Origin of the sequence: uncultured Oceanisphaera sp. (assembly GCF_947495715.1) — a bacterium.
Taxonomy (GTDB): domain Bacteria; phylum Pseudomonadota; class Gammaproteobacteria; order Enterobacterales; family Aeromonadaceae; genus Oceanimonas; species Oceanimonas sediminis.
The window spans coordinates 92,945-118,052 of the sequence record NZ_CANLZU010000006.1 but is presented as its reverse complement, the minus strand read 5'-3'; the positions used below and the strand labels follow the sequence as shown (position 1 = coordinate 118,052).

The 25,108-nt window shown below is 58.4% G+C and carries 20 protein-coding genes; 7 read left to right on the top strand and 13 right to left on the bottom strand.

Annotated elements, in window-relative coordinates:
• Position 1: 1 nt before the first annotated feature.
• From hydA to Q0753_RS05570, 6 genes are all read right to left on the bottom strand, one after another.
• Complete coding sequence (gene hydA, locus Q0753_RS05595; RefSeq protein WP_298718334.1) at positions 2-1,423, bottom strand: dihydropyrimidinase; 1,422 nt, start codon at positions 1,421-1,423, stop codon at positions 2-4.
• Positions 1,424-2,319: 896 nt separating this feature from the next.
• Positions 2,320-3,012 (bottom strand): GntR family transcriptional regulator, encoded by a 693-nt coding sequence (locus tag Q0753_RS05590; protein WP_298718332.1) that lies wholly within the window; start codon positions 3,010-3,012, stop codon positions 2,320-2,322.
• Between the two features lie 173 nt (positions 3,013-3,185).
• On the bottom strand, positions 3,186-3,917 hold the full coding sequence (locus tag Q0753_RS05585) for an aspartate/glutamate racemase family protein (protein ID WP_298718330.1): 732 nt from the start codon (positions 3,915-3,917) through the stop codon (positions 3,186-3,188).
• A 41-nt stretch (positions 3,918-3,958) separates the two neighbouring features.
• Positions 3,959-5,239, bottom strand: a complete 1,281-nt coding sequence (locus tag Q0753_RS05580) for a TRAP transporter large permease (RefSeq protein WP_298718328.1) — start codon at positions 5,237-5,239, stop codon at positions 3,959-3,961.
• Entirely contained in the window at positions 5,236-5,802 is a 567-nt protein-coding gene (locus tag Q0753_RS05575) for a TRAP transporter small permease (RefSeq protein ID WP_298718326.1), read from the bottom strand. The genes Q0753_RS05580 and Q0753_RS05575 overlap by 4 nt, the downstream gene beginning before the upstream one ends.
• Positions 5,799-6,809 (bottom strand): TRAP transporter substrate-binding protein, encoded by a 1,011-nt coding sequence (locus Q0753_RS05570; protein ID WP_298718324.1) that lies wholly within the window; start codon positions 6,807-6,809, stop codon positions 5,799-5,801. Before Q0753_RS05570 ends, Q0753_RS05575 begins: the two co-directional genes overlap by 4 nt.
• Before the next feature lie 372 nt (positions 6,810-7,181).
• Here Q0753_RS05570 and nirK point away from each other — a divergent pair, with 372 nt between their 5' ends.
• From nirK to Q0753_RS05555, 3 genes are read left to right on the top strand one after another with little or no spacing between them, the layout of a single operon-like run.
• The gene (gene nirK, locus Q0753_RS05565; RefSeq protein WP_298718321.1) at positions 7,182-8,603 is read left to right on the top strand and encodes a copper-containing nitrite reductase; all 1,422 of its coding nucleotides are present in this window, start codon (positions 7,182-7,184) and stop codon (positions 8,601-8,603) included.
• Positions 8,603-9,457 (top strand): formylglycine-generating enzyme family protein, encoded by an 855-nt coding sequence (locus Q0753_RS05560; protein WP_298718319.1) that lies wholly within the window; start codon positions 8,603-8,605, stop codon positions 9,455-9,457. Before nirK ends, Q0753_RS05560 begins: the two co-directional genes overlap by 1 nt.
• Entirely contained in the window at positions 9,420-9,953 is a 534-nt protein-coding gene (locus Q0753_RS05555) for an SCO family protein (protein WP_298718317.1), read from the top strand. Before Q0753_RS05560 ends, Q0753_RS05555 begins: the two co-directional genes overlap by 38 nt.
• A 483-nt stretch (positions 9,954-10,436) precedes the next feature.
• On the opposite strand, the gene Q0753_RS05550 is transcribed toward Q0753_RS05555, so the two are convergent.
• Positions 10,437-11,072 carry a DUF480 domain-containing protein gene (locus tag Q0753_RS05550; protein ID WP_298718315.1) on the bottom strand — a complete coding sequence of 212 codons (636 nt, stop codon included), beginning with the start codon at positions 11,070-11,072 and terminating at the stop codon, positions 10,437-10,439.
• A gap of 254 nt (positions 11,073-11,326) precedes the next feature.
• Here Q0753_RS05550 and Q0753_RS05545 point away from each other — a divergent pair, with 254 nt between their 5' ends.
• Both Q0753_RS05545 and Q0753_RS05540 read left to right on the top strand, forming a co-directional pair.
• Positions 11,327-13,210, top strand: a complete 1,884-nt coding sequence (locus Q0753_RS05545; RefSeq protein WP_298718313.1) for a methyl-accepting chemotaxis protein — start codon at positions 11,327-11,329, stop codon at positions 13,208-13,210.
• Between the two features lie 104 nt (positions 13,211-13,314).
• Complete coding sequence (locus Q0753_RS05540) at positions 13,315-13,866, top strand: hydrolase (RefSeq protein WP_298718311.1); 552 nt, start codon at positions 13,315-13,317, stop codon at positions 13,864-13,866.
• 72 nt (positions 13,867-13,938) lie between these two features.
• On the opposite strand, the gene Q0753_RS05535 is transcribed toward Q0753_RS05540, so the two are convergent.
• Positions 13,939-15,363, bottom strand: coding sequence for a sodium:alanine symporter family protein (locus tag Q0753_RS05535; RefSeq protein WP_298718309.1), 1,425 nt, complete (start codon positions 15,361-15,363; stop codon positions 13,939-13,941).
• Positions 15,364-15,777: 414 nt separating this feature from the next.
• On the opposite strand from Q0753_RS05535, the gene tal reads away from it, so the two are divergent.
• Positions 15,778-16,731: a transaldolase gene (tal, locus tag Q0753_RS05530; protein ID WP_298718307.1), complete on the top strand. Its 954-nt coding sequence runs from the start codon at positions 15,778-15,780 to the stop codon at positions 16,729-16,731.
• A gap of 201 nt (positions 16,732-16,932) precedes the next feature.
• Positions 16,933-17,121 (top strand): DUF3545 family protein, encoded by a 189-nt coding sequence (locus Q0753_RS05525; RefSeq protein WP_298718305.1) that lies wholly within the window; start codon positions 16,933-16,935, stop codon positions 17,119-17,121.
• 380 nt (positions 17,122-17,501) lie between these two features.
• Here the strand turns inward: Q0753_RS05525 and ung are convergent, their stop codons facing one another.
• The 5 genes from ung to thrA all read right to left on the bottom strand — a co-directional run bounded on the left by ung (position 17,502) and on the right by thrA (position 24,967).
• Positions 17,502-18,185 carry a uracil-DNA glycosylase gene (gene ung, locus Q0753_RS05520; RefSeq protein ID WP_298718303.1) on the bottom strand — a complete coding sequence of 228 codons (684 nt, stop codon included), beginning with the start codon at positions 18,183-18,185 and terminating at the stop codon, positions 17,502-17,504.
• A 233-nt stretch (positions 18,186-18,418) separates the two neighbouring features.
• Entirely contained in the window at positions 18,419-19,285 is an 867-nt protein-coding gene (gene tesB / locus Q0753_RS05515) for an acyl-CoA thioesterase II (protein ID WP_298718301.1), read from the bottom strand.
• A gap of 991 nt (positions 19,286-20,276) precedes the next feature.
• Positions 20,277-21,554, bottom strand: a complete 1,278-nt coding sequence (thrC, locus tag Q0753_RS05510; protein ID WP_298718299.1) for a threonine synthase — start codon at positions 21,552-21,554, stop codon at positions 20,277-20,279.
• Positions 21,551-22,507 carry a homoserine kinase gene (thrB, locus tag Q0753_RS05505; RefSeq protein ID WP_298718297.1) on the bottom strand — a complete coding sequence of 319 codons (957 nt, stop codon included), beginning with the start codon at positions 22,505-22,507 and terminating at the stop codon, positions 21,551-21,553. Before thrB ends, thrC begins: the two co-directional genes overlap by 4 nt.
• The gene (gene thrA, locus Q0753_RS05500; RefSeq protein WP_298718295.1) at positions 22,508-24,967 is read right to left on the bottom strand and encodes a bifunctional aspartate kinase/homoserine dehydrogenase I; all 2,460 of its coding nucleotides are present in this window, start codon (positions 24,965-24,967) and stop codon (positions 22,508-22,510) included.
• Between the last annotated feature and the right edge of the window lie 141 nt (positions 24,968-25,108).

Below are 25,108 nucleotides of genomic sequence, written 5' to 3'. Positions count from 1 at the left end.
CTTATCCTCTGACCTTGGGCTTGGCCATGTCCGGCTTGCCGCAGGGCAGAAAACGCCCCTGCCCGGCCCGACCCGGCACATCGCCGTCATTCCAGACCAGCTCGCCGCGGCTCAGGGTCATCACCGGCCAGCCGGTGACGGTGCGGCCTTCATAGGGGGTGTAGTCCACGTCGTGGTGCAGCATTTCGTTGCGAATGGTGACTTCCCGCTTGGGATCCCACAGCGCGATATCTGCATCGGCGCCGATGGCGATGGTGCCCTTGCGCGGATACAGGCCGTAGAGCTTGGCCGGGTTGGTGGCGGTCAGCTCGACAAACTTGTTGAGGCTGATACGGCCCTTGTTGACCCCTTCCGAGAACAGCAGCGGCAGCCGGGTTTCGAGGCCGGGAATGCCGTTGGGAATGTAGGGGAAGTCCACTTCTTCGCCATTCGGCTTCTTGCCCTGCGGGTCTTCATAACGAAACGGTGCGTGATCCGAAGAGAAAATGGTGAACAGACCGTCGTCCAGGCCATCCCAGATCACCTGCTGATTGGACTCGTCCCGTGGTGGCGGGCTGCATACGCACTTGGCACCTTCGTAGCCGTCCAGGCCCAGATCTTCGGCGGTAAGAAACAGGTACTGGGGGCAGGTTTCCGCATAGATGCTGATGCCCTTGCTGCGTGCCCAGCGAATTTGCTCCACCGCCTCGGCGCCGGACACATGCACCACCAGAATGGGCACATCCACCAGCTCCGACAAAGCGATGGCCCTGTGGGTCGCTTCCCGCTCCACCAGCATGGGCCGGGAAGCCGCATGATACTTGGGGGCAGTGTGACCCGCATCGAGCAGGCGTTTGGTCAGCCAGCCGATGCAATCGGCGTTTTCCGCATGAATCATCGCCATGGCGCCTTCGGCCCGGGCCAGGGCCAGCACATCGAGGATCTGGCCGTCGTTGAGCTTGAGGTCGTCATAGGTCATGTAAATCTTGAAGGAGGTGCAGCCCTGACGGATCAGTTCCGGCAGCTCTTCCTTGAGTACGGTTTCGGTGGGGTCGGTCACAATCAGGTGAAAGGCATAATCGACCACCGCCTTGCCCTCGGCACGGCGGTGATAATCCTCTACCGCTGCCTTCAGCGACTGGCCTTTTTCCTGGGCCGCGAAGGGCATGACTGTGGTGGTACCACCGCAGGCGGCGGAGCGGGTGCCGGTATAAAAGTCATCGGCCATGCGCAGCCCTTCCGGCATGGGTTGATCCAGATGGCAGTGGGCATCCACCCCGCCCGGCAACAGCCACAGACCCTTGGCATCGATTTCCCGTTTGCCAGCGCCGATATTCTCACCCATGGCGACGATGCGACCGTCTTTGATGGCCAGATCACAGTCGGTGATGTCGGCGGCGGTCGCGATGCGGCCATTGCGGATGACCAGATCGAATTCAGACATATCCCTTCCTCTTTCGTCACCCTCGCGAAGGCGGGGGTCCAGTGTTTGCCATTTTTCTGTCCACTGCCGAAGCAGGTGAAATTGAATATATAATTATATATTCGTAATTAAACATTGCCGGGGTGGTTATTCAATCGAAAACAGGGGTATATGTGATCTGTATCACTTTAAATGTGAATTCATGGTTAACGAGTGGTGTTTTTATTGAAAACAAAATGGGGGGGAGGGAGATGTTCGGGAGGGAAGCAGACAACAAAGCAGAGGCAATACTGCAGAGTGTGGTAATACCAATCTAAATAAAAATATGATCTATTTTGAAACTGGATACTCGAGGCAACAGAGTCGGCTCCCACGACTCGCCATAAACCCATCCTTGGGGGCTCGGGAAATGCCATCCCTGGCATTGTCACGGTCGTGGAAGCCGATCTCTGTTGCCTCTCCTTAAGCAGCGAGTTGTCTGTAAGCCACGCTCACAGGCGACTCGGTAGCTTAGGGACGGATGAAGGGATCTATTATTTCACCGACCATCATATGACAGGTCAACAAAGGATCCTGCAATGCTGACACTCCCGCCATCCTTGGCGGTCGGATGTCATGTGCTGAGCGTACATGGGGCGAGCCTGCCTCGCCGTGACGAATCGTTTCAGCCTGACCGAGTATCCAGTGAATGCTCGCAGCTGGCTGAAACTATGAGTGTCATTCATCTGCAGCGTGTCGGTGGAATAGACCCTTCGTTCGGCCTTTACAGAGCTGACAAATAGAGCAGATACTTTCTCAGATTGGTATTACAGAAGAAAACGGATTGGCTGGGTTCGAGACCGGCGGTGACCCGCCGTGATTCGGGGATATGGGGGAAGACAGATTGCTGGTGGAATTTTGGCTTGCCGAATGACCGGTCAGCCGACCTTTTGTTGCTGCTCCAGCTCCTTGACCACGGTTTCGCCGGTATGCATCACATGCTCGGCCAGAATGCGGCCGGCTCTGTCGCCATCGCGTGCCAGCAGGGCGTCGAGCAGGGCTTTGTGCTCACCGACGGATTCGTCCCAACGATGTTGCATGCCGATGGCCAGATAGCGCCCGCGACTGACCCGGTTCATCAGCTGATGGTGCAGCTGGGTCAGGCTCTCGTTGTTCGCCAGCTCGATGATCAGGCGGTGAATATGCTGATTGATCTCGAAATACTCGTGACGCTCCTGGGCCTGATGGTGGTGTTCCAGCTTTTCCTGCAACTGGCTCAGCCGGGTAAGGTCACTCTCGCTGGCCTTGATGGCGGTCAGCTCGGCCGCTCGCCGTTCCAGGGTGCTGATGATCTCGAAATGCTCGCGAATTTCCTCGGCCGTGATGGTGGCCACCCAGGCGCCCCGATTGGGCTCTATGGTGACCATGCCTTCGGAATGGAGTACCTTCAGCGCCTCGCGCAGGGGGGTGCGAGAAATATCCAGCCGCTGACACAGCTCGGGCTCGTTGATGCGCTGGCCTTCTTTCAGCTCGCCTTCGATGATCATGGTGCGTACGCAATCGGCCACTTCCTCATGAAGGGAGCGACGACGCAGAGAATTTCTACCGTAACTATTAATAGGTGTAACCACAGTGCCCGCCTTTTTTATAATTTGTGTGCGGCTTACAACTTGTCAGCCGGGCAGCATAATACCTGCTGCATAAAAGCGCCATCTTCGGCCGTAGCCAGCGTGATCCCGATCGCGCCACGACCTCAGGCACCAAAGCCCCGGTGTACCGGGGCTTTAAATTACATAATATATAATTATGGCTTAATTGAAAAAATACTGCCCCAGTTTTTAATTTTGCTCGGGTCGGCGTCGGCCAGCAGCATGCCCTTCCACACTCCGGTAGAGACAGTGTCGTAGATGGGAATACCCAGTTCCTTTTCCAGTCTGGCTGCCACTCGGGCACCGCGCAGGTTGGTGCAGAAAATGGTGATGGCATCACATTGCTGCTCGGCGGCCACGGCACGTACCATTTCCTCAAGCGTTTCCTCGCTCACCTCGGAGAAGGAGAAGTTGCCCTTGTCGTTGAGATGACGCTCGGCCACACATTCGAAGCCGGCGGCGGCATAGGTGGCAATCACCTTGCTCTGCACATCGTGCAGGTAAGGGGTGACGAGGCCGAAGCGTTTAACCCCGGTCAGGTCGAACAGCTCGTTCAGCGCCAGCACCGAGGTGGTGGCCGGAATGCCGGTTTCCCGGGTGATGGCGTCACACAGAATCTCGTCATCCTGAAAACCGCGCCAGCCGGAGGAAGTGCCGCTCCAGGTGATGGACTGCACCTTGGCATCCGCCAGCAGCCGGGACGCCTGCAGGAAAGGCTCGTTGTCGAACTGGCTCAGGGCCTGCTCGGTCAGCGAAATCTCGGTCACCTTGAGGCGGCCGAAGTGGGCGCTGGTGTTGTCCACACCGTGCAGAATATCGGCAGTCACCGGCTCCAGACTGGTATTGGAAGACGGGGTCAGCACACCTAACAAAGTACGATCAGTCATCTTTTTCTCCTTGGAAAAATTTTCGATTTTTCAGTTAACAATCAATAACCCAGGGCATGCGGCAGGGCCGTCACGATTTCCGGGAAAAACCAGCACAACATCAACACCAGGTATTGCAGGGCAATAAAGGGCCAGACATAGCGCAACAGTTGGGACATGGGGATCTTGGCGATACCACACATCACGAACAGCAGCACCCCGACCGGCGGCGTCATCATGCCGATGACCAGGTTGAACACGAACAGAAAGCCGAAGTAGAGCGGGTCTATGCCGTAGGCCAGGGCGATGGGCGCAAACAGCGGCACCAGCATGATGTAGGCGGCGTTAGACTCCAGAAACATGCCCACTATCAGCAGCATCACCATCACCATGGCGAGGAACACCTCGGGGTTACTGGTAAAGCCCTGGATGAACTCCGACAACCGCAGCGGCAACAACTCTATGGTGAACAGAAAGGTCAGTGGCGTGGCAAAGGCGATCAGCGCACCGACGACCGCCGAGGTCAGCGCGGCGCGGAACATACAGCCCGGCAGCTCGCTCCAGCTCAGCTTGCGAGTGACCCACTTGCCGACGATAAAGGCATAGATCACCGCGATGGCCGCCCCTTCCGTGGCGGTGAAGACACCCCCGACGATACCGCCGATCACCACTACCGGCATCAGAATGATGGCCCCTGCCCGCTTGCCCTGGATCAGCAGATTCTGCCAGCTGAAGGGTTCACCGGTGGGCGCATACCCCTTGCGGTGCGCGATATAGCTGGCCAGGCCCATCATGCCGACCACCAGCAGAATTCCGGGCACCACACCGGCCATGAAGAGGCCGCCGACCGACACCGAAGATCCTGCCATCAGCGCGTAGACGATCATCGCCGCGCTGGGCGGAATAATGGGACCCAGGTTGGAGGCCGAGGCCACCACCGCCGAGCCAAAGCCCACGTCGTAATGCTTTTTCATCGACGGCATCATGGTGGTGCCCAGCGCACTGGCACCCGCCACGGCCGCCCCGGTCACCGAGGCCAGCCCCAGACCGGACAGCAGGGTGACATGGGCCAGTCCGCCCTTGACCCGCCCCACCACGGCGTTGGCGAAGTCGATGGTGCGCTGCATCACCTGACCGCCCACCATCAACTCGCCCGCCAGCATGAACAGCGGAATCGCCATCAGCGGAAAGGAGTTGACCGCGTGCATCATTCGCTGCGGCAATACCGACAGCTCGATACCGCTGTAGGCCAGGCCACCCAATGCCGCCAGACCGAGCGAAAACGCCAGCGGCATGCCGAGCAAGGCCAATATCAGAAACAACACTATGGCCAATGTAGTCATGAGACCTCCTCCTCGTTATCCGGCTCGCGCCAGGTGTCGGTACCCTGCCAGGCCATGAACAGCAGATGCAGCAAGGCATGGCCGCAGCTGAGCATCACCGGGAAATAGAACACCGAGGCGGTGACCGGCAGCGTTGGCATCAGCTCTTCCCAGGTGTCGATGGAGACCATTACCGCCTGGTAGCAGACCACCACCATCAGCACGCCACTGATCAACAACATGAGACGCGCCAGTCGCTCCTGCCATTGGGCCGGCAGCCGGTTGGTCAGCACATCGATGCCCACATGCACCCCCTGCTTGAGACCGTGGGGAATGGCCAGAAAGATGGCCCAGACGAAGGCCAGACGAGATCCTTCATCGGCCCAGTCGATGGACTCCGACAGCAGATAACGGCTGAACACCTGAGACGACACCAGCAGCACCATCACCGCCATGGTGGCCTGGATCAGCAGCATGGAGGCCCTGTCCACCCCCAGCAGACAGCGCCGTACAGACGCTGCCAGGGATGAGCTTGCTCCCGGCCCGGCAAGCATATCGGCATGCTCACTGTGGCCGGCTTTCATGACTTGGCTCCATCCAGTACCGCGTCAACCAGCTCGGCGCCGAGACGATCTTTCAGCTCTTCGACGATACCGGCGGTCTTGTCCTGCATGGCCTGATGCAGCTCGGGCGTCACCGCATTGAACTTCATGCCGGCGGCAATCAGCTCGTCCCGGGACAGGCTGTCTTCTTCGGCCGCCTTTTCACGCTGCCAGGCCACGGCCTTGGTCATGGCATCGCGCAGTACCTGTTGCTCGTCGTCCGACATGCGGTCGAACTTTCTCTTGTTGGCCACCACCACGATAAAGTCGAAGAAGTGGTTGGTATCGGTGAGATACTGCTGCACTTCGCCGAAGTTGTTCTTGCGAATGATGCTGAAGGGGTTTTCCTGACCGTCGATCACCTTCTGCTGCAGCGCCGAATACACCTCGTTGATACCCATGGACACCGGGCTGGCTCCCAGAGCACGGAAGCTCTTCAGGTGGGTTTCATTCGGCTGCAGGCGGATCTTGAGGCCGTCGAAGTCTTCGATGGACTCGATGGGCCGCACGCTGTTGGTGATATGACGCGCGCCCAGCTCCATGAAGCCGAGGGCGACGAAGCCTTTTTCGGCCAGTTTGTCGTTGAGCAGATCCCCGACCTCGCCGTCAATCACGCGAAAGGCGGTTTCCCGGTCTTTCAGTACAAACGGCAAACTGACCGCTTCCAGCTCGGGCACGGTGCGCGACAGGAAAGACACCCCAATCCAGGTCATGCTCAGCACGCCGGAGCGCACCTGATCGACATTTTCGGAGGCCCCGCCCAGCTGCATGGCCGGAAACAGATGCACCTTGATGTCGTTATCGGTCGCGGTCTCCACCTCCTGCTTGAACACTTCCATCGCCAGGCTGCTGGAATGGTCGGTGGCGAAGTTGCCGGCGACCCTCAGGGTGTCGGCGAGCACTGGTCCGCTGGCCAGTGCCGTGCCCAGCATGATCCCCAGCAGGCTTTTCTGAAAACGCTTTCCAAAAGGTTGTATATTGCTATCCATGGCTTACTCCCTTGGCTGTTAGTGTGGGTACGGCTAGATATTATTATGGATACATAATTATATATACATAAAATTAACAACCCTTCCTTCTGCATCCTGCCTCCCCAGACCATAAAAACACACAAGAAACTGATTTTATTGGTAATAAACTCAAACATCGCCATTTTTGGCAATATTAAAAAGTGAGATCCATGTTACATTTTTCGCCTGGCGATCCTGACTCGACTCATTTTTGACCTCCCCTGCTCGAATAACGCCGCTTTATTGATCTGTATCAGGTCTCAATATGAACCGGCTTATAAACTTATATATGAAATACAGCTTTTGATTTCTACGGTCATCATACACAGCGCCTCGCGCAGGGAGCATTCTATGAAACTGAGCAATATCGTTACCGCCTTGGGTTTTACTTTCGCCCTTTCCGCCCAGGCCGCCAGCCTGCCGGTAATAGACGCCGTCATGACCTCTCCGCCCATGGTGCCGCCGCCCATTCAGCGGGATCACGCCGCCAAACTGGTGGTGAAGATGGAAACCGTGGAAAAGGTGATGGAGATTGCCGACGGGGTGGAATACATGTTCTGGACCTTCGGCGGCTCGGTGCCGGGTCAGTTTCTGCGGGTGCGCGAGGGCGATGAAGTAGAGTTTCACCTGTCCAACCACCCCAGCTCCAAGATGCCTCACAATATCGACCTGCACGCGGTCACCGGCCCGGGTGGTGGCGCCGCCTCGTCCTTTACCGCCCCCGGCCATACCTCGGTATTCAACTTCAAGGCGCTCAACCCCGGGCTCTATGTGTATCACTGCGCCACCGCGCCGGTGGGCATGCACATCGCCAACGGCATGTATGGCCTGATCCTGGTGGAGCCGAAGGAAGGATTGCCGCCGGTAGACAGGGAATATTATGTGATGCAGGGCGACTTCTATACCAAGGGCGCCTATGGCGAACAGGGCCTGCAGTCGTTTGACATGGACAAGGTCATCAAGGAGCAGCCGGACTATGTGGTGTTCAACGGCGCCGTGGGTGCGCTGAATGGTGACAAGGCACTCACCGCCAACGTGGGCGAAACCGTGCGCCTTTTTGTAGGCAACGGCGGGCCTAACCTGGTGTCGTCTTTCCATGTCATCGGCGAGATTTTCGACAAGGTAAGCGTGGAAGGCGGCAATCTGCAGAACGAAAACGTGCAGACCACCCTGGTGCCTGCCGGTGGCGCCGCCATGGCCGAATTCAAGCTGGAGGTGCCCGGCAACTTCATTCTGGTGGATCACTCCATCTTTCGGGCTTTCAACAAGGGCGCGCTCGGTATGATGGCGGTAGACGGCCCCGAAGATAAAATCGTCTACTCCGGCAAGGTGGCTGAAAACGTCTACCTGCCCGAAGGCTCGGCGGTGCAGAGCATTCCCAACGGGCATCCCAAACTGGTTGCCAACAACAAGGACGACCAGTTGCTGTACGGCAAGCGCGTGTATGAGGCCAACTGTCAGGCCTGTCACCAGGCCGAAGGCCAGGGTATTCCCGGCGCCTTTCCTCCGCTGGCAGGCTCCGATTTTCTCAACGCCGATCCCACCCGCGCCATCGACGTGGTGCTGCACGGCCTGAAAGGTCCGATCAAGGTCAACGGCCAGGCCTTCGACAGCATAATGCCGGCCATGCGTCTCTCCGATGAAGATACCGCCAACGTGCTGACCTATGTGCTGAACAGCTGGGACAACAATGGCGGCGTCGTCACGCCGGATGAGGTGGCCAAACGCCGCGACGAAGGCAAGGCCATCATCATGGACGGGAGCGCCCACTGATGAGCCCGGTGCGGCTGTTGAGTCTGGCGGCGGTATCGATAACGGGTTTGTCGATGGCCGCCAGTCCGGTAACGGCGCCACAGATGGTCGAACTGCCCGGCGGGCTGGTTCGGCCGCTGTACCTTACCAAAGACAGCCCGCTCACTCCGGTGGCGCCATTTTGGCTGGACACCACCCCGGTCACCAATCGCCAGTTTGCCGACTTTGTACGCAGGCATCCGCGCTGGCAGCGCAATCGAGCAGTGGCGCTGTTTGTAGAGCCACAATACCTGAGTCACTGGGGGCCGGACGGCCCTCGGCCCGAGCAATTCGAACAACCGGTGACCCATGTGTCCTGGTATGCGGCCGGCGCCTATTGCCAGGCCCGGGGCAAGCGATTACCGACGGTGGCAGAGTGGGAGTTTGCCGCTCAGGCCTCACAGCGGGCCGCCAACGGCAGCCGTGAGCCGGGCTACACCCGGCGCATTCTGTCCTGGTATGCCCGCCCGGCCACGGCGACCCTGCCGAAGGTGGGGCAAAGCCCGGCCAACCACTGGCACATACAGGACTTGCACGGTCTGGTGTGGGAATGGACTCGGGACTTCAACTCCGGCCTGGTTACCGGCGAGTCCCGCGGTGACAGCGCCCTGGACCAGGGACTGTTCTGCGGCTCGGCTGCCGCCGGCAGCGCCGATCCGTCCGACTATGCCGCCTTCATGCGCTTCGGCTTTAGCTCCAGCCTGAAGGCGCCTTACACCCTGGGCAACCTGGGTTTTCGTTGTGCACAGGAGAGACCCGATGAGAGCACCGATGCTGTCGTTGAAATTGAAATTGAAGTTGACGTTAATAACGACGCTGTTGCTGACCGCCTTTAATGTTCAGGCCGCCCTGCCCGGCGACTCTATTTACCAGCTCAACAGCGATTGGCAAAACCGCCAGGGAAACAGCCTGAACATTCGGCAACTGGCGGGCAAGAAGCGGATAGTGGCGATGATCTATACCGACTGCATCACCGCCTGCCCGGTGATCGTGTCCGATCTCAAGTCGATACAGGCCGCCCTCGGCACCGAGCAGCAACAAGGGCTGGGCTTTGTACTGGTGTCGCTGACCCCGGCAAAGGACACGCCCAAAATCATGCGTCATTTCGCCAAAAAGAGAAAACTGGATGAGCACTGGACCCTGCTCAGCGGCAACGATGAACAGGTACGCACCCTGGCCATGGCGCTGAACATTCGCTACATGGGGCTGGCCGACGGTGAAGTCGCTCATTCCAACGCTATTACCGTGCTGGACGAACAGGGCCGGGTGCAACTTCAGCAAACCGGCCTGCCCGGCGGGCCCGAAGCGCTTATCGATAAACTGGGGCTTTAAACAAAGCGGTAAGCCTGTCTCTTGGTCACAAATCGTTGAGAATGACCGCCATGCGAAGCAGCAGCGCGGTTGCACTCCGCCGACACGCTTCAAGCCCATCCATGGGACGCTCGGCAAATGTCATCCCTAACATTTGGCGGTCGGCTTCGGCAATCCCCGCTGCTGCTTCGTGAAGCTGAGGTGCAGTCTGTCGAATACTGACAGCCAACCCGATGCTCAACACGGAGGGGGTTGTCAGTGGTGCTCACCGACGACTCCGAGCCTAAAAAGAGGCGGCTGGGATAGACTCAGCCGACCATCACATGACAGGTCAACAACGGCTCCTGCAATGCTGACACTCCCGCCATCCTTGGCGGTCGGACGTCATGTGCTGAGCGTCGCAGGGATGCGGTTTAGCGTGTCGGAAGAGGCTACCCAGTTGCCTCTGAGCATATTTTATGGACTGACAGACTTGTGACCAAGAGGCAGGCCACAAGCTTGCTTTTAGCCTTCCAGCTCGGCAATGCGCGCCTGTAGCCGGGCCACTTCCGCTTCCAGCTCGGTGATCCGCGCCTGCAGCTCTGCCTTCGGCTGATGTGAACCGGCACCGGCCGGTACGGCGGCTTCCAGTGAATAGTCGGTATCGCCAAACAGATGACCGTAACGCGAGTCGCGCTTGCCGGGCTGGCGTGGCAGCTTGATCACGAAGGGTCCCTTCTCGATCAGGCTTTGCAGGCAGTCGTCCACCTGCGACACATCCTTGAACTGATGCAGGCGCGGGGTACGACTGCGCAGCTCGCCCGGCGTCTGGGGTCCGCGCAGCAGCAGTTCGCTGACGATGGCCAGCTCGCCGGGGCCGAAGTGCAGATCCCCAAACTCGGTATTACAGAAGCGGTGCTGATATTTGGCGGCGCGGGCATTGAAGCCGGCGGTATTGTTGACCAGCCGCCGGGCAATCAGGGTATTGAGTACCGACTGTACCTCTTCTTCGTTGAGGCTCAGCACCGGATCGCGGTTGCTTTTCTGGTTGCAGGCGTTGACCAGTGAATTCAGGGTCAGAGGATACACTTCGGGCGTGGATACCTGTTTTTCGATCAGACAGCCGATAACCCGTTGTTCCAGAAGCGAAAGCTGTTCCATGTACAGACTCCTTTGTTTTGCTTTCCAGACTACCGGACAAACCCCGAAACACCAACGACTACCGAGGCACGGGCCTCGATGAGTTGCGATACCAGTGCTGGTGGGAGGACCGATTAGCCCGGCCAGAAAAACCGGAAAACTGTGCACCAGCGCAGATTCTGAAAAAAAATCAGGCTACTCAGTACGTTGCCCCAGGCGATAAGACTAAAGTAGACGCCGTTTCAGACAAGATCATCACTAAGGGACCTAGTTGTATGAAAATCGCCCACAAGGTCGGCTTTGCCGCCGCCGCCGTGCTGCTGCTGACCGTCAGCATACTGTCATGGATGCAGCTTTCGCAGGTGCGTGACGCCCTGCGTAGCCAGACCGCCGCTTCCATCAATGAAACCAGCTCCACCCTCGCCAGCCAGATAGAAAACTGGCTCAACGCCAAACTCAAGCTCATCGACATGATGGCCCAGAATATCGACGGCCAGTTCAGCCCCGAGCAGGTACAACAGGTATTCGACACCCCGCTGTTGAAGGATGAATTTCTGCTGATATTCGGTGGTCTGGAAAGCGAGAACGGCCGCCGTATCACCAACGACCCTGGCTGGAACCCTACCGGTTGGGATGCGCGCCAGCGCCCCTGGTATTCGGTGGCCATGCAGGCCGAACGGGCCGTGCTGACCGAACCCTATGCCGATGCCGCTACCGGCGAGATTCTGATCTCGGCGGTATCCAGAATCAGCGCCAACGGCCGGCCCCGCGGCGCCTTTGGCGGCGATCTCAGCCTGCAATCGGTGGCCGATGCCATTAATGTCATCGACTTCAACGGTGCCGGCTATGCCTTTCTGGTGGCCGACAACGGCCACATCATTTCTCATCCCGATGCCGAGCTGAACGGTCAGTCACTCGAAACATTGTTTGAAGGACAGCGCCCGGCCTTTACCCCTTCCATCAGCAACTATTCACTGAACGGCGAGCCGCACTGGGTGTCTTTTACCCCGCTGACCCACTTGCAGGGTGCCAATTGGTACATAGGTGTGGTGCTGGATGAAGCCACGGTGATGGCCAAGGCCGACAGCCTGCAATGGCAGGCACTGCTGATTTCGGTACTGGGCGTGCTGATAAGCCTGGTGCTGCTGATCCTGCTGATGACCAAGCTGCTCAAGCCGCTCAATGGCCTGCACCAGTCGCTGAAAGACATCAACGGCGGCCAGGGCGATCTGACCAAGCGTCTTCCCATTATGCATCGTGATGACTTTGGTCTGGTGGCCGGCGAATTCAACGGTTTTCTGGCGCACTTGCAGAAGCTGATCGGTGAGGTGATGGACAGCTCGCACAAGCTGAAAGCCAGCATCAACGACACCTCGGGCCAGTCGGAACAGGCCGAAAACCAGTTGCAGGTGCAACTGCAGGAGCTGGATCAATTGGCCACCGCCATGCATGAAATGGCCGCCACCGCCACCGAAGTGGCGCAGCATGCCCAGCACGCGGCCGAAGCCGCCAATGCCGCCAATCAGGAAACCGAGCAGGGCGCCCTGGTGGTGTCTCGCTCCACCCAGGCGGTAGATAGGCTGGCCGCCGACATGGAAGACACCATGGCCTCGGTGAACGAGCTGGCTCAATTGAGCCGTAATATCGAGTCCATTCTGTCAGTGATCTCCGGCATTGCCGAGCAAACCAATCTGCTGGCACTGAATGCCGCCATTGAAGCGGCCCGGGCCGGCGAGTCGGGCCGCGGCTTTGCGGTGGTAGCGGATGAAGTGCGCTCGCTCGCGTCACGCACCCAGCAGTCCACCCAGGAAATCGGCAACATGATAGAGCAACTGCAGAACGGGGTGCGGCTGGCGGAAAACAAGATGAAGCAGAGCCAGACGCTGGCGGCACAGACCTCGGTGGATGCCGCCGAAGCCAACGAGGTGCTGGCCCGCATTCGCGACGCCATCGGCCGCATCAACGACATGAATCTGCAAATCGCCACCGCGGCAGAAGAACAAAGCGCCACCAGCGAAGAGATCAACCAGAACACCACCAACATCCGCGACATCAGCCAGCACGTGGCCACTGGTGCCGTGGCGCAGGTAAAACACTGCCAGGGCATGCTTGAACAGATGCAAAAGCAGAATAACCTGCTGGGCGAGTTCAAGGTCTGATCCCACCTGCTATCCACCGGTTATAAAGGCGCCTGCGGGCGCCTTTTTCTTTCCCCGGCAAAAACGGCATACTGGGCGCAAGCCTAATCATCGAGGAGCATGAAATGTTAATGGAGTCTGGTAAAGCGGCGCTGATGGTGGTGGATGTGCAGGAAAAACTGCTGCCGGCCATTGATGAAAGCGAACGCCTCGGCGCCCGTATTGAATGGCTGATCTCGGCCTGTCATACCCTGAATACCCCGATACTGTTTACCGAGCAGTATCCGCGCGGTCTGGGCCACACCCTGCCCGCCCTCACCGCACTGGTGGAGCAGCCCGAAGTGGTGGAGAAAATGCACTTTTCGGTGGTGGCCGCCAACTGTCGGCCCGCGCACTGGCAGCAGTATCAGCAGGTGATTGTGTGCGGCATGGAAACCCATGTCTGCGTGCTGCAAACCGTGCTGGAACTGCTGAAGGAAGGCAAGGAAGTGTTTGTGGTGGCCGACGCCGTGGGCAGCCGCAGCGAAGAAAACCGCCAACTGGGGCTGCAACGCATGCGCGATGCCGGCGCCCAAATCGTCAGCCGGGAAATGGTAATTTTCGAGCTGATGCACCAGGCCGGCACCGAGGCGTTCAAAACGGTCAGTAAACAGTTTCTGCGCGGCGAGCAGCCTTAACTTATTGTGAGGGGTGAGACGTAAGGCGTGAGGAGTCATACACTTTCCTCCTCACCCCTCACTCCTAACGCTTTACGCTTTTTTGTCCCAAATCCCTTCTTCCAGCTGGCGATGCAGCTCGGGATACTTGCTGGCATCGAAAGAGGGCACCTTGCCCAGCTTGCGCTGGTCGTTATAATCCCGCGCCAGCTTCACCACCACCCCCGACAGCAACAGAATCGCCGCCAGGTTGGTCAGTGCCATCAGGCCCATGGAGGCATCGGCCATGGCCCAGATGGTGGGCAGTTCGCCCATGGCACCGAACATTACCATGCCCAGCACGAACAGGCGGAAAATCAGCAGGCCGCCCTTGTGACTGTGCTCCAGGAAGATCAGGTTGTTTTCCGCATAGGCGTAGTTGGCTACGATGCTGGTGAAGGCGAAAAACAGAATCGCGATGGCGATAAAGGTATTACCCCAGTCACCCACCTCGTGGGACAGCGCCCGCTGGGTCAGCTCGATACCGGTAATGCCGGAGCCGGGCTCGAACTGGCCGGACAGCAGAATGATCGAAGCGGTACAGGTACAGATAACGATGGTATCGGTAAAGACCCCCAGCATCTGCACATAACCCTGAGACGCCGGGTGCGGCGGATACGGCGTGGCCGAGGCCGCGGCGTTGGGCGCAGAGCCCATACCGGCTTCGTTCGAGAACAGACCGCGCTTGATGCCGTTCATCATCGCCTGGGAAATGGCATAACCGATGGCGCCGCCACCAGCCTGATCCAGACCGAAGGCCGACTTGACGATAAGGCTGAACACGCCCGGCAGCTCGGTGATATTCATCGCCACCACCACCAGGGCAATCAGCAGATAAGCCAGTGCCATGACCGGCACCACCAGCTCGGCAAAGCGAGCGATGGAGCGCAGCCCCCCGAAGATGATCACCCCGGCCATCAACACCAGCGCGACCCCGGTAGCCCAGTCGGGAATACCGAACGCCACGTCCATGGCGGCACTGATGGAGTTGGCCTGTACCGCATTGAATACCAGACCGAAGGCGATGATCAGGAAGATGGCGAACAGCACGCCCATCCAGCGCATCCCCAGGCCTTTTTCCATGTAATAGGCAGGGCCGCCGCGATAGTTGCCGTCTTCATCCTTGACCTTGTACAGCTGGGCCAGGGCACTTTCCGCAAAGGCGGTGGACATGCCGATCAGCGCAATCAGCCACATCCAGAAAATCGCGCCCGGACCGCCCAGATACAGGGCAACGGCTACCCCGGCCAGGTTACCGGTGCCGACTCGGGCCGCCAGACTGGTACAGAGTGCCTGAAAGGAGGAAATACCCGCCGCATCGGATTTGCGGCTGTGCTTGAGCACGGAAAACATGTGACCGAAATGGCGAAACTGAATAAAGCCCAGCCGCAGGGTAAAGAAGATTCCCGCCCCCAACAGCAGGTAAATCAGTATGGTGCCCCAGAGCAGGTCGTTGATAAAACCGATAATTGCGTCCATTAATATGTCTCTGCTTGCTTCAAATGATGAACCCCGCCCGACCGTTAGTCCGGGCCCCGGATCCGCAGCGCACGGAATCTAGCACAGGCAGGAAAAATAGCCATGTGATCCCGATCACACCAAAACATTACCGAGGGCAAAAAAGCGATTAAAACAGCAATAAATACACATAAAAACGAAGTTAATAAAACAAAAAACCAACATTAAGTTGTTTTTTAAAACATAAACCTACTATAAAAATGAACACAAAAACAAGATTCATACAAACCCCGTTCTTGGTGCCGATCGCGGTTGCCGACTTGAAGAGTAAGGCATCCGTTCTGCCGGCTTGATCCCCTGCTTTATTTTGGTGCCCCGAATAAGGGATACTGTGGCACTCTTTCTACAAGCCGACCAGACAAAGGATCCTTTCCCATGGCCGATAAACTGACTCAACTGAGAGCCTTGACTACCGTGGTTGCCGACACCGGCGACATCGAAGCCATCCGCAAGTACCAGCCCCAGGATGCCACCACCAATCCTTCACTGATCCTGAAGGCCGCCCAGATCCAGGAATATCAGCCGCTGCTGACCGAAGCCGTCGCCTGGGCCAAGTCCCAGAGCCGGGATGCCGAACAACAGCTGCTTGATGCCTCCGACAAGCTGGCGGTAAACATCGGTTGCGAGATTCTCAAGCTGATCCCCGGCCGCATGTCTACCGAAGTGGATGCTCGGCTGTCGTTTGATACCGAGGCCAGCATTCAGAAAGCCCGCCACCTGATTGAGCTGTACCAACAGGCCGGTGTGGGTCGCGAGCGCATCCTGATCAAGCTGGCGTCCACCTGGGAAGGCATTCGTGCCGCCGAAGTGCTGGAAAAGGAAGGCATCAACTGTAACCTGACCCTGCTGTTCAGCTTTGCCCAGGCCCGCGCCTGTGCCGAAGCCGGCGCCTATCTGATCTCGCCGTTCGTGGGCCGCATCCTCGACTGGTACAAGCAGAACACCGCTCAGAAAGAATACACTGCCGAGCAGGATCCGGGCGTGCTGTCGGTGACCCAAATCTATGACTATTACAAGGCGCACGGCTACAGCACCGTGGTAATGGGCGCCAGCTTCCGCAACATCGACGAAATCCTGGAACTGGCCGGCTGCGACCGCCTGACCATAGGCCCCAACCTGCTGGAAGAACTGAGCCAGGCAGAAGGTGAAGTGGTTGCCAAGCTGCAGGACAAGGGCGCCACTCAGCCCCGCCCCACACCCATGACCGAAGCCGAATTCCGCTGGGAACAGAACCAGGACGCCATGGCCACCGAAAAACTGGCCGAAGGCATCCGCAACTTCGCCATCGACCAGGGCAAACTCGAGACCATGCTCAAGGCCATGCTGTAAGGCATGAGCTAAAACATGCGTTAAAACAGGGCTCGGCTGCGTAGTTCGCACCGACAACCATGAGCTGAACAGCAAGAGACCGGCGTTAATTGACGCCGGTCTCTTTTTTGTAATCGCAGTGTAACAACAGGATTCTATTTTATAACTGCATGTGATATATCCGAATGTGACTACAACTGATAGCCAACAGGAGGGAGCCCCATGGAAAGGAGCAGCTTCGATCAGGAATTTGTGGTTGAACGGTCCTCACGTAAATCACGTGAGCCTGCCAAAAAGCGCAAGTGGCGGGAAATAGAAGCATTACAGGACCAAAAGCGCTTACAACAAGAACTTCAGCAACTCGACTGTACCTTCGAATTCGAAGACATGGCGGCAGAGCTTGAACTGTAGAACACGGTAAATAAGTCATAATGATTCGTCAGGCGCCCTCGGGCGCCTTTTTGCGTTTGGCCCCCCTGAAATATTCTGCAACAAACCTGCACCGAGCCTGCTTTTGCCCCTCCCCCTTGACAGCAGAGATACAGGCACAACAGCGGATCTTCGCCAGGGGGAGGTTGGGAGGGGGTGTCATGCCGAGATTCTGCAGAAACCCCTCCCTGCCCTCCCCTTGCCTTGCACCCCACAGTGGCTCTGCCAAATTCGAGGCTAAGGGGAGGAAGCAAAGCGGCGCCGGCTTTCAAGTTCGGCGCCGCTCTGCCCCTCCCCCTGACTGCGGAGATACAGGCACAACAGCGGATCTTCGCCAGGGGGAGATTGGGAGGGGGTGTTGGTTACGGCTGTTCGACCGTTGCGGGCAGGCACCAGTCGATGGGTGATTTGCCCTGTTCTCGCAACAGTTCATTGGTACGGGAAAAATGCCGGCAACCGAAAAAGCCCCGATAGGCAGACAGCGGGCTGGGGTGAGCGGCGGTCAGTACATGATGGCGGCTACGGTCAATCATGGCGCCTTTTTTCTGGGCGTGGCTGCCCCACAGCAGAAACACCACCCCTTCCCCCTCATCGTTGACCGCTTTGATCACCTTGTCGGTAAAGGTTTCCCAACCCAGTTTGGCATGGGAGTGGGCCTTGCCCTCCTCCACCGTCAGCACCGTATTGAGCATCAACACCCCCTGCTCGGCCCAGGACTCCAGGTAACCGTGTTCGGGCGCCTGAAAGCCGGGAATGTCGCTGGCCAGCTCTTTATACATGTTGCGCAACGACGGCGGCACCCGCACGCCGGGCAGTACCGAGAAGCACAGACCATGAGCCTGATTGGGTCCGTGGTAGGGATCCTGCCCCAGCATCACCACCTTGACGCTGCCCGGTTCGGTATAGTGAAAGGCGTGAAAAATATGCTGCTGCGACGGATAGACAGCCTTGCCGGCGGCTCGTTCCTGCTCGACAAAAGACATCGCCTGCTGAAAATAAGGCTGCTGTTGCTCATGATCGATGAGCTGGTTCCAGGTCTGGGGCATGGGAATTCCGTTAACGACAAATTTGTAAGGCCGAATTTATTCGACCCCAGCGGCAGAAGCAAGCCGGGGCTGGTCGATTCAAATCGAGCCGGGACACCCATCTCTCGACGGAATAATCGAGCTGGGACACCCATCTCTCGACGGAATCAATTGAGCCTCAAATTATCCAAATTTGGGATGGGTGTCTCGTTTCGCCATCCAGATTTGAGATGGGTGTCCCTTTTCACCCCCCCTCACACTTCAATGCGCGGCCGAATAAGCCCTTCCTGCATCGCCGTGGCGACCAGGGTACCGTCCCGGGTGTAAAAATGCCCCTGCACCAGGCCGCGGCCGGCAATGGCGCGCGGGCTTTCCATAACATAAAGCACCCAGTCATCGAAGCGAAAGTCCTGATGAAACCACATGGAGTGATCGATGGTGGCCACCTGCAGTTCGCGTTCCCAGAACGAGTGGCCATGGGGCATGAGCGCCGTGGGCAGAAAGTTGAAGTCCGAGGCATAGGCCAGCAGGTATTTGTGAATGCGGGGATCGTCCGGCAAGCGGCCGTTGGCCTTGAGCCAGATATGGCGCACCGGCTCGGTTTTTTCCGGCTGCATCGGATTGACGTAATTAACTTGCCGCATCTCTATCGGCTTTTCGGCCAACAGCTTGTCTTTGAGTCGATCCGGAATAAAACGGGACAGGGCCTGGATGCGTTCACTCTCGGGTGTCAGCCCCTCGGGCCCGGCCACGTCGGGCATGGCGGCCTGATGCTCGAAACCGGCCACCGGTTGCTGAAACGAGGCGGTCATGTAGAAAATAGGCTTGCCGTATTGCAGCGCCTGCACCCGGCGGGTAGAGGTGGTTTTGCCGTCGCGGATATTTTCCACGTCGTAGATAATCGGCTTGTTGACGTCGCCCGGGCGCAAGAAGTAGGAGTGAAACGAGTGCACCGGCCGCTCCGGCTCCAGGGTATATTTGGCCGCCGCCAACGCCTGGCCCATCACCTGACCGCCAAACACGGCACCAAAGCCCAGATCCATGCTCTGGCCACGATAGAGGCCATCGTCCAGCGGCTCCAGCGCCAGCAGCGTCAATAAATTATCCAGTGCCTGACTCATGGTCTGTAACCTGTTAATTCTACGGGGCTTATACGTTAGCACAGGCAGATAATACCAGGGTAGCGGCCTCGACTACACGTACGGCTGGTGAAGAAAAGTAACAAGAAAAAAGGGCAGCCAATGATTGGCTGCCCTTCAAGGTGTCGTCGGTTTGCTCCTTAAACCTGATTGCTCCCTGCATTCCCTGACCTGACGCTTCCCGTGTCTTCCCCTTCCCGTTCCATCGGGCTGTTCCTGCATCATCCTGATATGGTGGCATCCTGCTACCAGCGCCTCCTTCCGGGAGGTATTCCCTGCCGCATCCTGCGGTTGTCCTCTTGGCCATCCGGGCCGGGTCCTGGTGCCATCCTGGCTGTCTGGCGTTCCTCGCCATCCTTTGCCGCGTTACTCCTGTAACCGCAACGTCCCTGCTCCCTGTTCCGGCTTCTTGCCGGTGATCCCTGAAGGCTTCCTGCCAGTCCACTTCCTGTGTGCCAGCTGCCTTGCTGTTGATAAACATAATACGAGATCCGCCGCCAGGCTCAATGCGCCCGGCAGTAACTTCCACTGCACACAAAACAAACAAAAAATAAAAATTCATTTCTATCAATATCTTGCATTTAATCATGAGCCGAAGCCGGTAACACAAACCGCCTTATCCTAGCGCTGATTGAGAGATCTCTTACAAGATGTAGGGGAAATGGCGTTTCGGCCGTAACAAGGGGATCGCGTCTAGTCGCACCGGCCACTCGGTTTACTGTACCGATGACACCAATCCGGATTACCGCCTGCTCGGGAATGACGGCAAAAGAGAGCCTAGAGAGCTTGGTGGGACACCCATCTTTCAACTCGCTGTCACAACCAGATTTGGGATGGGTGTCCTTTTTCATTTGGCTGCTGCGGGTGAATTTGAGGTGGGTGTCCCTTTTCGGTTTTCAGTCGTCCAAAATGAAACATGCCGGGACAAGCCCGGCATGACATACAGAGTACTGAGAGAGTACCGAGTGACGCTTTACTTCATCATCTTCGCCTTGAGGGCGGCGAAGTCGGCGGGGATGGTACCGTTGAGGGGCTCCATGGCCAGGTGCTTGGCCAGCGGACCCGGCAGCGGAATGTCCTGCCCCAGGATCTCGTCGACGTTTTCCTTGAACTTGGCCGGATGGGCGGTACAGAGGAAGATACCCACTTCGTCCTTGCCGCGTTCCTTGTTCAGCAGATCCCAGCCGATGGCACCGTGGGGCTCGCACAGATAACCCTGTTCGAACAGGCGCTTGAGGGCGTCTTTGGTCTGCTCGTCGTTAAGCGCACCGGAGGCGATGTCGGCCAGATTCCAGCCCTTGACCCGGCACAGCTCTTCCACTCGCGGCCAGTTGTTGGGACGGCTCACGTCCATGGCATTGGACAGGGTCGCCACGGTGTTTTTCGGATCCCAGCTGCCGCTTTCGAGGTAACGCGGCACCGTGTCGTTGGCGTTGGTAGCGGCCATGAAGCGTTTGACCGGCAGGCCCAGCGCCTTGGCAATCAGACCCGCGGTCAGGTTGCCGAAGTTACCGGACGGCACGGCAATCACCGCCTTGTGACGCTGCTCGGCGGGCAACTGCGCCACCGCTTCGAAGTAGTAGCAGACCTGGGCCACCAGGCGGCTGATGTTGATGGAGTTGGCGGAGTTGAGGCCGACGGCGGCTTTCAGCTCTTCGTCGTCAAACGCCTGCTTCACCAGCGCCTGACAGTCATCGAAGTCGCCCTGCACCGCATAGGTGCTGATGTTGTCACCCAGGGTGGTGAACAGTTTTTCCTGCAGCGGGCTGATCTTGCCCTCGGGATACAGGATCACCACTTCTATGTTGGGCAGACCATAGAAGGCATGGGCCACGGCGGCACCGGTGTCGCCGGAGGTGGCGGTCAGAATGGTGATCTTCTTGCCGTCTTTGCTCAGGGTCGCCAGGCACTGGGCCATGAAGCGACCGCCGAAGTCCTTGAACGCCAGGGTGGGGCCATGGAACAGTTCCAGGGCGTAGGTGTGGTCGTCTACCTTGACCAGCGGCGCCGGGAAGGTAAAGGCGTGCTCCACCATGGCGGTGAGGGTGGACTCGGGAATTTCATCGCCGATCAGATGCTGCAACACGGCCACCGATCGCGGCACCAGTGGCAGCTCCAGCAGGGCGTCGATGTTGGCGATGGGGGTCAGGTTTTCCGGAAAAAACAATCCCTGACCACGACCCAGCCCCTGCTTTACCGCACCGGCAAAATCGATGGTTTCCGCGTTATCCTTGATGTTGTACAACTTCATAATTCTGTTCCTGTTACCCGAGCGCCTTCGGCATCGATTTTACAAATATGGCAGAAGCCATCCTGATTCTGAATAAAGTGTTCGGCCAGCCAGCCTTTCAGTTTTTCGGCCTGGCTCAAGTCCTTGAGCACGCAGAACACGGTGGGGCCGCTGCCGGAGATACCGGTGGCCAGCGCGCCCATGGACGCGGCCTGCTCGCGTACCGCATCAAAGCCGGGGATGAGCTGAGCCCGATAGGGTTCGGCAATCACGTCCTTGAGCATGGCGGCGGCCACCGGCTCCTGGCCGGTGTGGCTGGCATGCACAAAGCCCGCCAGCCGACGACCGTAGGTCAGGCAGTCCTGGCGGCGATATTGCGTCGGCAGTATGCTGCGCGCCGCCGAGGTAGACACGCTGATGCCCGGGTAGCACAGCACCCAGTACCAGTCGTCGAAGCTGGGCAGGGTCTGGCTGACCACGCCGGCATCGTCCAGCACCAGCTGCATGCCGCCAAAGTGGCAGGGGGCCACGTTGTCGTAATGAATGGATCCGGAGATCTGCCCTTCCAGCTCGCCCATCAGCAGCATCAGTTCATGCTCGCTCAGCGCCTCATCGTAAAAGGCGTTCAGGGCCACGAAGGCCGCCACTATGCTGGTGGCACTGGAGCCGAGGCCCGAGCCTACCGGCATGTTTTTTTCCAGCGTCATCACCAGCGGCTTGGGGCTGACGCCCTTCTGCGCCAGCGCTTTTTCATAGGCCAGATAGCAGTCGTAGACGATATTCTGTTTGAAATCGTCCGGCAGCTTGTGGGCAAAGGCGCCAATATTGTTCAGCGCAAAGTCGCCCTCGGTGTCGGCCACCAGTACCCGGTCACCCAGCAGGGTGCCGTCCAGCGGGGCCATGGCGGCCCCCAATATATCAAAACCCACGCTCACATTGGCGGTAGAGGCAGGGGCAAACGCAACAACACTCATTTAAATCTCCTGCTTCCAGTTATGGGTGCGTAACAGGTCGGCAAACACGCCGGCGGCGGTGACATCGGCACCGGCGCCGTAGCCACGCAGTACCAGCGGAATCGGCTGATAATACTGGGTGTAGAACGCCAGCGCATTTTCACCGTCTTTTACCTTGAACAGGGGATCATCCCCGTCCACCGCCTTGATGACCACCTTGCACCGGCCATTGTCTATTTCACCCACATAACGCAGCACCTTGCCGTCGGCGGCGGCCTGGGCCACCCGCGCCTCGAAGTAACCGTTGGCTTCGGGCAAACGAGCCATGAACTGTTCGATATCGCCGCTGGCATCAAATTCCGGCGGCAGCGAGGCTTCCACTTCGATGTCTTCCAGACTCAGGTTCATACCGGCCTCGCGGGCCAGGATCAGCAGCTTGCGCGCCACATCCATGCCGCTGAGATCGTCTCGCGGATCCGGCTCGGTAAAGCCGTTTTCACGGGCAACGCGAGTGGCATCGGCAAAGCTCATGCCTTCGTCCAGCTTGCCGAAGATGTACGACATGGAGCCGGACAGAATGCCACCAAACGCCTTGAGCTGATCGCCGGCGCGGATCAGGTTTTGCAGATTTTCGATCACCGGCAGGCCGGCACCCACGTTGGTTTCGTACAGAAACTTGCGATGGGTACGCTGGGCGGCCCGGCGCAGCTGGCGGTAGTAATCCAGGCTGGCGGTGTTGGCTTTCTTATTGGGAGTGACCACGTGGAAACCGGCCGCCAGAAAATCGGCGTACTGATCGGCCACGCCGTCGCTGGAGGTACAGTCCACCAGCACCGGGTTGATCAGGTGGCTGTCTTCCACCATGCGCTGCAGACGCGGCAGGTTAAAGGTCTCGGTGGCCTGCTCCAGGCTATCGCGCCACTCGTTCAGGTTGAGGCCATCGCGGTTCAGCGCCATCTTGCGGGAGTTGGCGATACCGACCACCCGAATGCCGATATCCTGCGCTTCCAGCACCGGCTGCTGGCGACGGATTTGCTCCAAAAGCGCCGCACCCACACCGCCACAGCCCACCAGGAACACATCGATAAAGCGACGGCTGGAGAAGAAGTTCTGATGACAGGCCTTGATGGCTTCGGTGGTCTTGTTTTTGTGGATGACCGCCGAGATGGAGCGCTCGCTGGACCCCTGGGCGATGGCCACTATGTTGATGGAAGCTTCGGCCAGTGCATTGAAGAAGCGCGCCGACACGCCCTTGACGGTGCGCATGCGATCGCCCACCAAAGAGATAATCGCCAGCTCTTCGATGATGTCCAGCGGCTCCAGTAACTTGTTCTTGAACTCGAGCGCAAATTCGTCGGCGATGGCTTTTTGCGCCTTCAGCTGATCGAAACTGTGAATACATAAGCTGACGCTGTATTCCGACGAGCTCTGGGTGATCAGCACTATGCTGACCCCGGCGCGGGACACGCAAGAGAACAAACGACCGGCCATGCCGACCATGCCCTTCATGCCCGGGCCCGAGATGTTGATCATGGTCATGCCGACCAGATCGGAGATGCCCTTGACCTGCTGATCGTCGTCACTGCACTCGGGGCCAATCAGCGAGCCTTCGCCCTGGGGGTTACCGGTGTTCTTGATCAGACAGGGAATATGAAACTGGGCGATGGGCGCTATGGTCTTGGGATGCAGCACCTTGGCGCCGAAGTAGGACAGCTCCATCGCTTCTTTGTAAGACAGTTGCTTGAGCAACTTGGCATCCGGCACCAGACGCGGGTCGCAGTTGTAGACGCCGTCTACGTCGGTCCAGATTTCGCAGCATTCGGCATCCACACAGGCGGCCAGCACGGCGGCGGAGTAGTCGGAGCCGTTACGGCCCAGAATGACGGTTTCGCCCTTATCGTTACCGGCGGTGAAGCCCGGCATCAGGTAGACGCAATCGTCACGCAGGCCCTGGTCGGCAAAACGCCGGCGGGAGACTTCGATATTGACGTGGGCTTCGAGGAAGCTGCCCTCGCCCAGCAGCATGGTCTGGGGCGTAATCACTTCCACCTGCTCGCCGCGCGCCTTGAGCAGCTCGGCCATGGTGGCAATGGACAGTGCCTCGCCCCGGCTCAGAATGTGCGCCTGAGTATTGTCCGGGCATTGCTGCAACAGGCTGACGCCCTGCAGCAGGCGCGCCAGCTGACCCAGCTCGCGATCGACCCGGGCCTTGAGTTCCTGATCGTCCAGTGACGCAAAGCGTGCCTTGAGACCGTCGATAATGGCATGAAAAATCTGTTCGATTTCCTGCAGTACCGGCGCCGGATCCAGACCGCGAATGGTCTGCTCTACGACCGCCACCAGATGATTGGTTACCTTGGCCGGAGCCGACAGAACCAGTGCCACCTGCGACTGCTGCTGGTTGTTGACCACGATATCGGCGACGTTGGTAAATCGCTCGCTGTTGGCCAAAGAGGTGCCGCCAAACTTCAAGACACGCATTCATTACTCCCTGTGTAAAACTAAAAAGCGTAAAACGAAAAAGCCCGCATCGGATGGGGACGCGGGCTTTATGATTCTAATCGATTTATCGTCAGCGCATCAGCCCGCCCCAGTGCCACCAGTGGTGGTACCGGTAATAAT

Excerpts from the sequence above, each read along its gene's own strand:
- Q0753_RS05585 (WP_298718330.1), bottom strand. The coding sequence starts at position 3,917 with ATGACTGATCGTACTTTGTTAGGTGTGCTGACCCCGTCTTCCAATACC.
- Q0753_RS05535 (WP_298718309.1), bottom strand. The coding sequence starts at position 15,363 with ATGGACGCAATTATCGGTTTTATCAACGACCTGCTCTGGGGCACCATA.
- ung (WP_298718303.1), bottom strand. The coding sequence starts at position 18,185 with ATGCCCCAGACCTGGAACCAGCTCATCGATCATGAGCAACAGCAGCCT.
- thrB (WP_298718297.1), bottom strand. The coding sequence starts at position 22,507 with ATGAGTGTTGTTGCGTTTGCCCCTGCCTCTACCGCCAATGTGAGCGTG.
- Q0753_RS05575 (WP_298718326.1), bottom strand. The coding sequence starts at position 5,802 with ATGAAAGCCGGCCACAGTGAGCATGCCGATATGCTTGCCGGGCCGGGA.
- Q0753_RS05545 (WP_298718313.1), top strand. The coding sequence starts at position 11,327 with ATGAAAATCGCCCACAAGGTCGGCTTTGCCGCCGCCGCCGTGCTGCTG.
- Q0753_RS05570 (WP_298718324.1), bottom strand. The coding sequence starts at position 6,809 with ATGGATAGCAATATACAACCTTTTGGAAAGCGTTTTCAGAAAAGCCTG.
- hydA (WP_298718334.1), bottom strand. The coding sequence starts at position 1,423 with ATGTCTGAATTCGATCTGGTCATCCGCAATGGCCGCATCGCGACCGCC.
- thrC (WP_298718299.1), bottom strand. The coding sequence starts at position 21,554 with ATGAAGTTGTACAACATCAAGGATAACGCGGAAACCATCGATTTTGCC.
- Q0753_RS05560 (WP_298718319.1), top strand. The coding sequence starts at position 8,603 with ATGAGCCCGGTGCGGCTGTTGAGTCTGGCGGCGGTATCGATAACGGGT.
- Q0753_RS05580 (WP_298718328.1), bottom strand. The coding sequence starts at position 5,239 with ATGACTACATTGGCCATAGTGTTGTTTCTGATATTGGCCTTGCTCGGC.
- tesB (WP_298718301.1), bottom strand. The coding sequence starts at position 19,285 with ATGAGTCAGGCACTGGATAATTTATTGACGCTGCTGGCGCTGGAGCCG.
- tal (WP_298718307.1), top strand. The coding sequence starts at position 15,778 with ATGGCCGATAAACTGACTCAACTGAGAGCCTTGACTACCGTGGTTGCC.
- Q0753_RS05540 (WP_298718311.1), top strand. The coding sequence starts at position 13,315 with ATGTTAATGGAGTCTGGTAAAGCGGCGCTGATGGTGGTGGATGTGCAG.
- nirK (WP_298718321.1), top strand. The coding sequence starts at position 7,182 with ATGAAACTGAGCAATATCGTTACCGCCTTGGGTTTTACTTTCGCCCTT.
- Q0753_RS05550 (WP_298718315.1), bottom strand. The coding sequence starts at position 11,072 with ATGGAACAGCTTTCGCTTCTGGAACAACGGGTTATCGGCTGTCTGATC.
- thrA (WP_298718295.1), bottom strand. The coding sequence starts at position 24,967 with ATGCGTGTCTTGAAGTTTGGCGGCACCTCTTTGGCCAACAGCGAGCGA.
- Q0753_RS05525 (WP_298718305.1), top strand. The coding sequence starts at position 16,933 with ATGGAAAGGAGCAGCTTCGATCAGGAATTTGTGGTTGAACGGTCCTCA.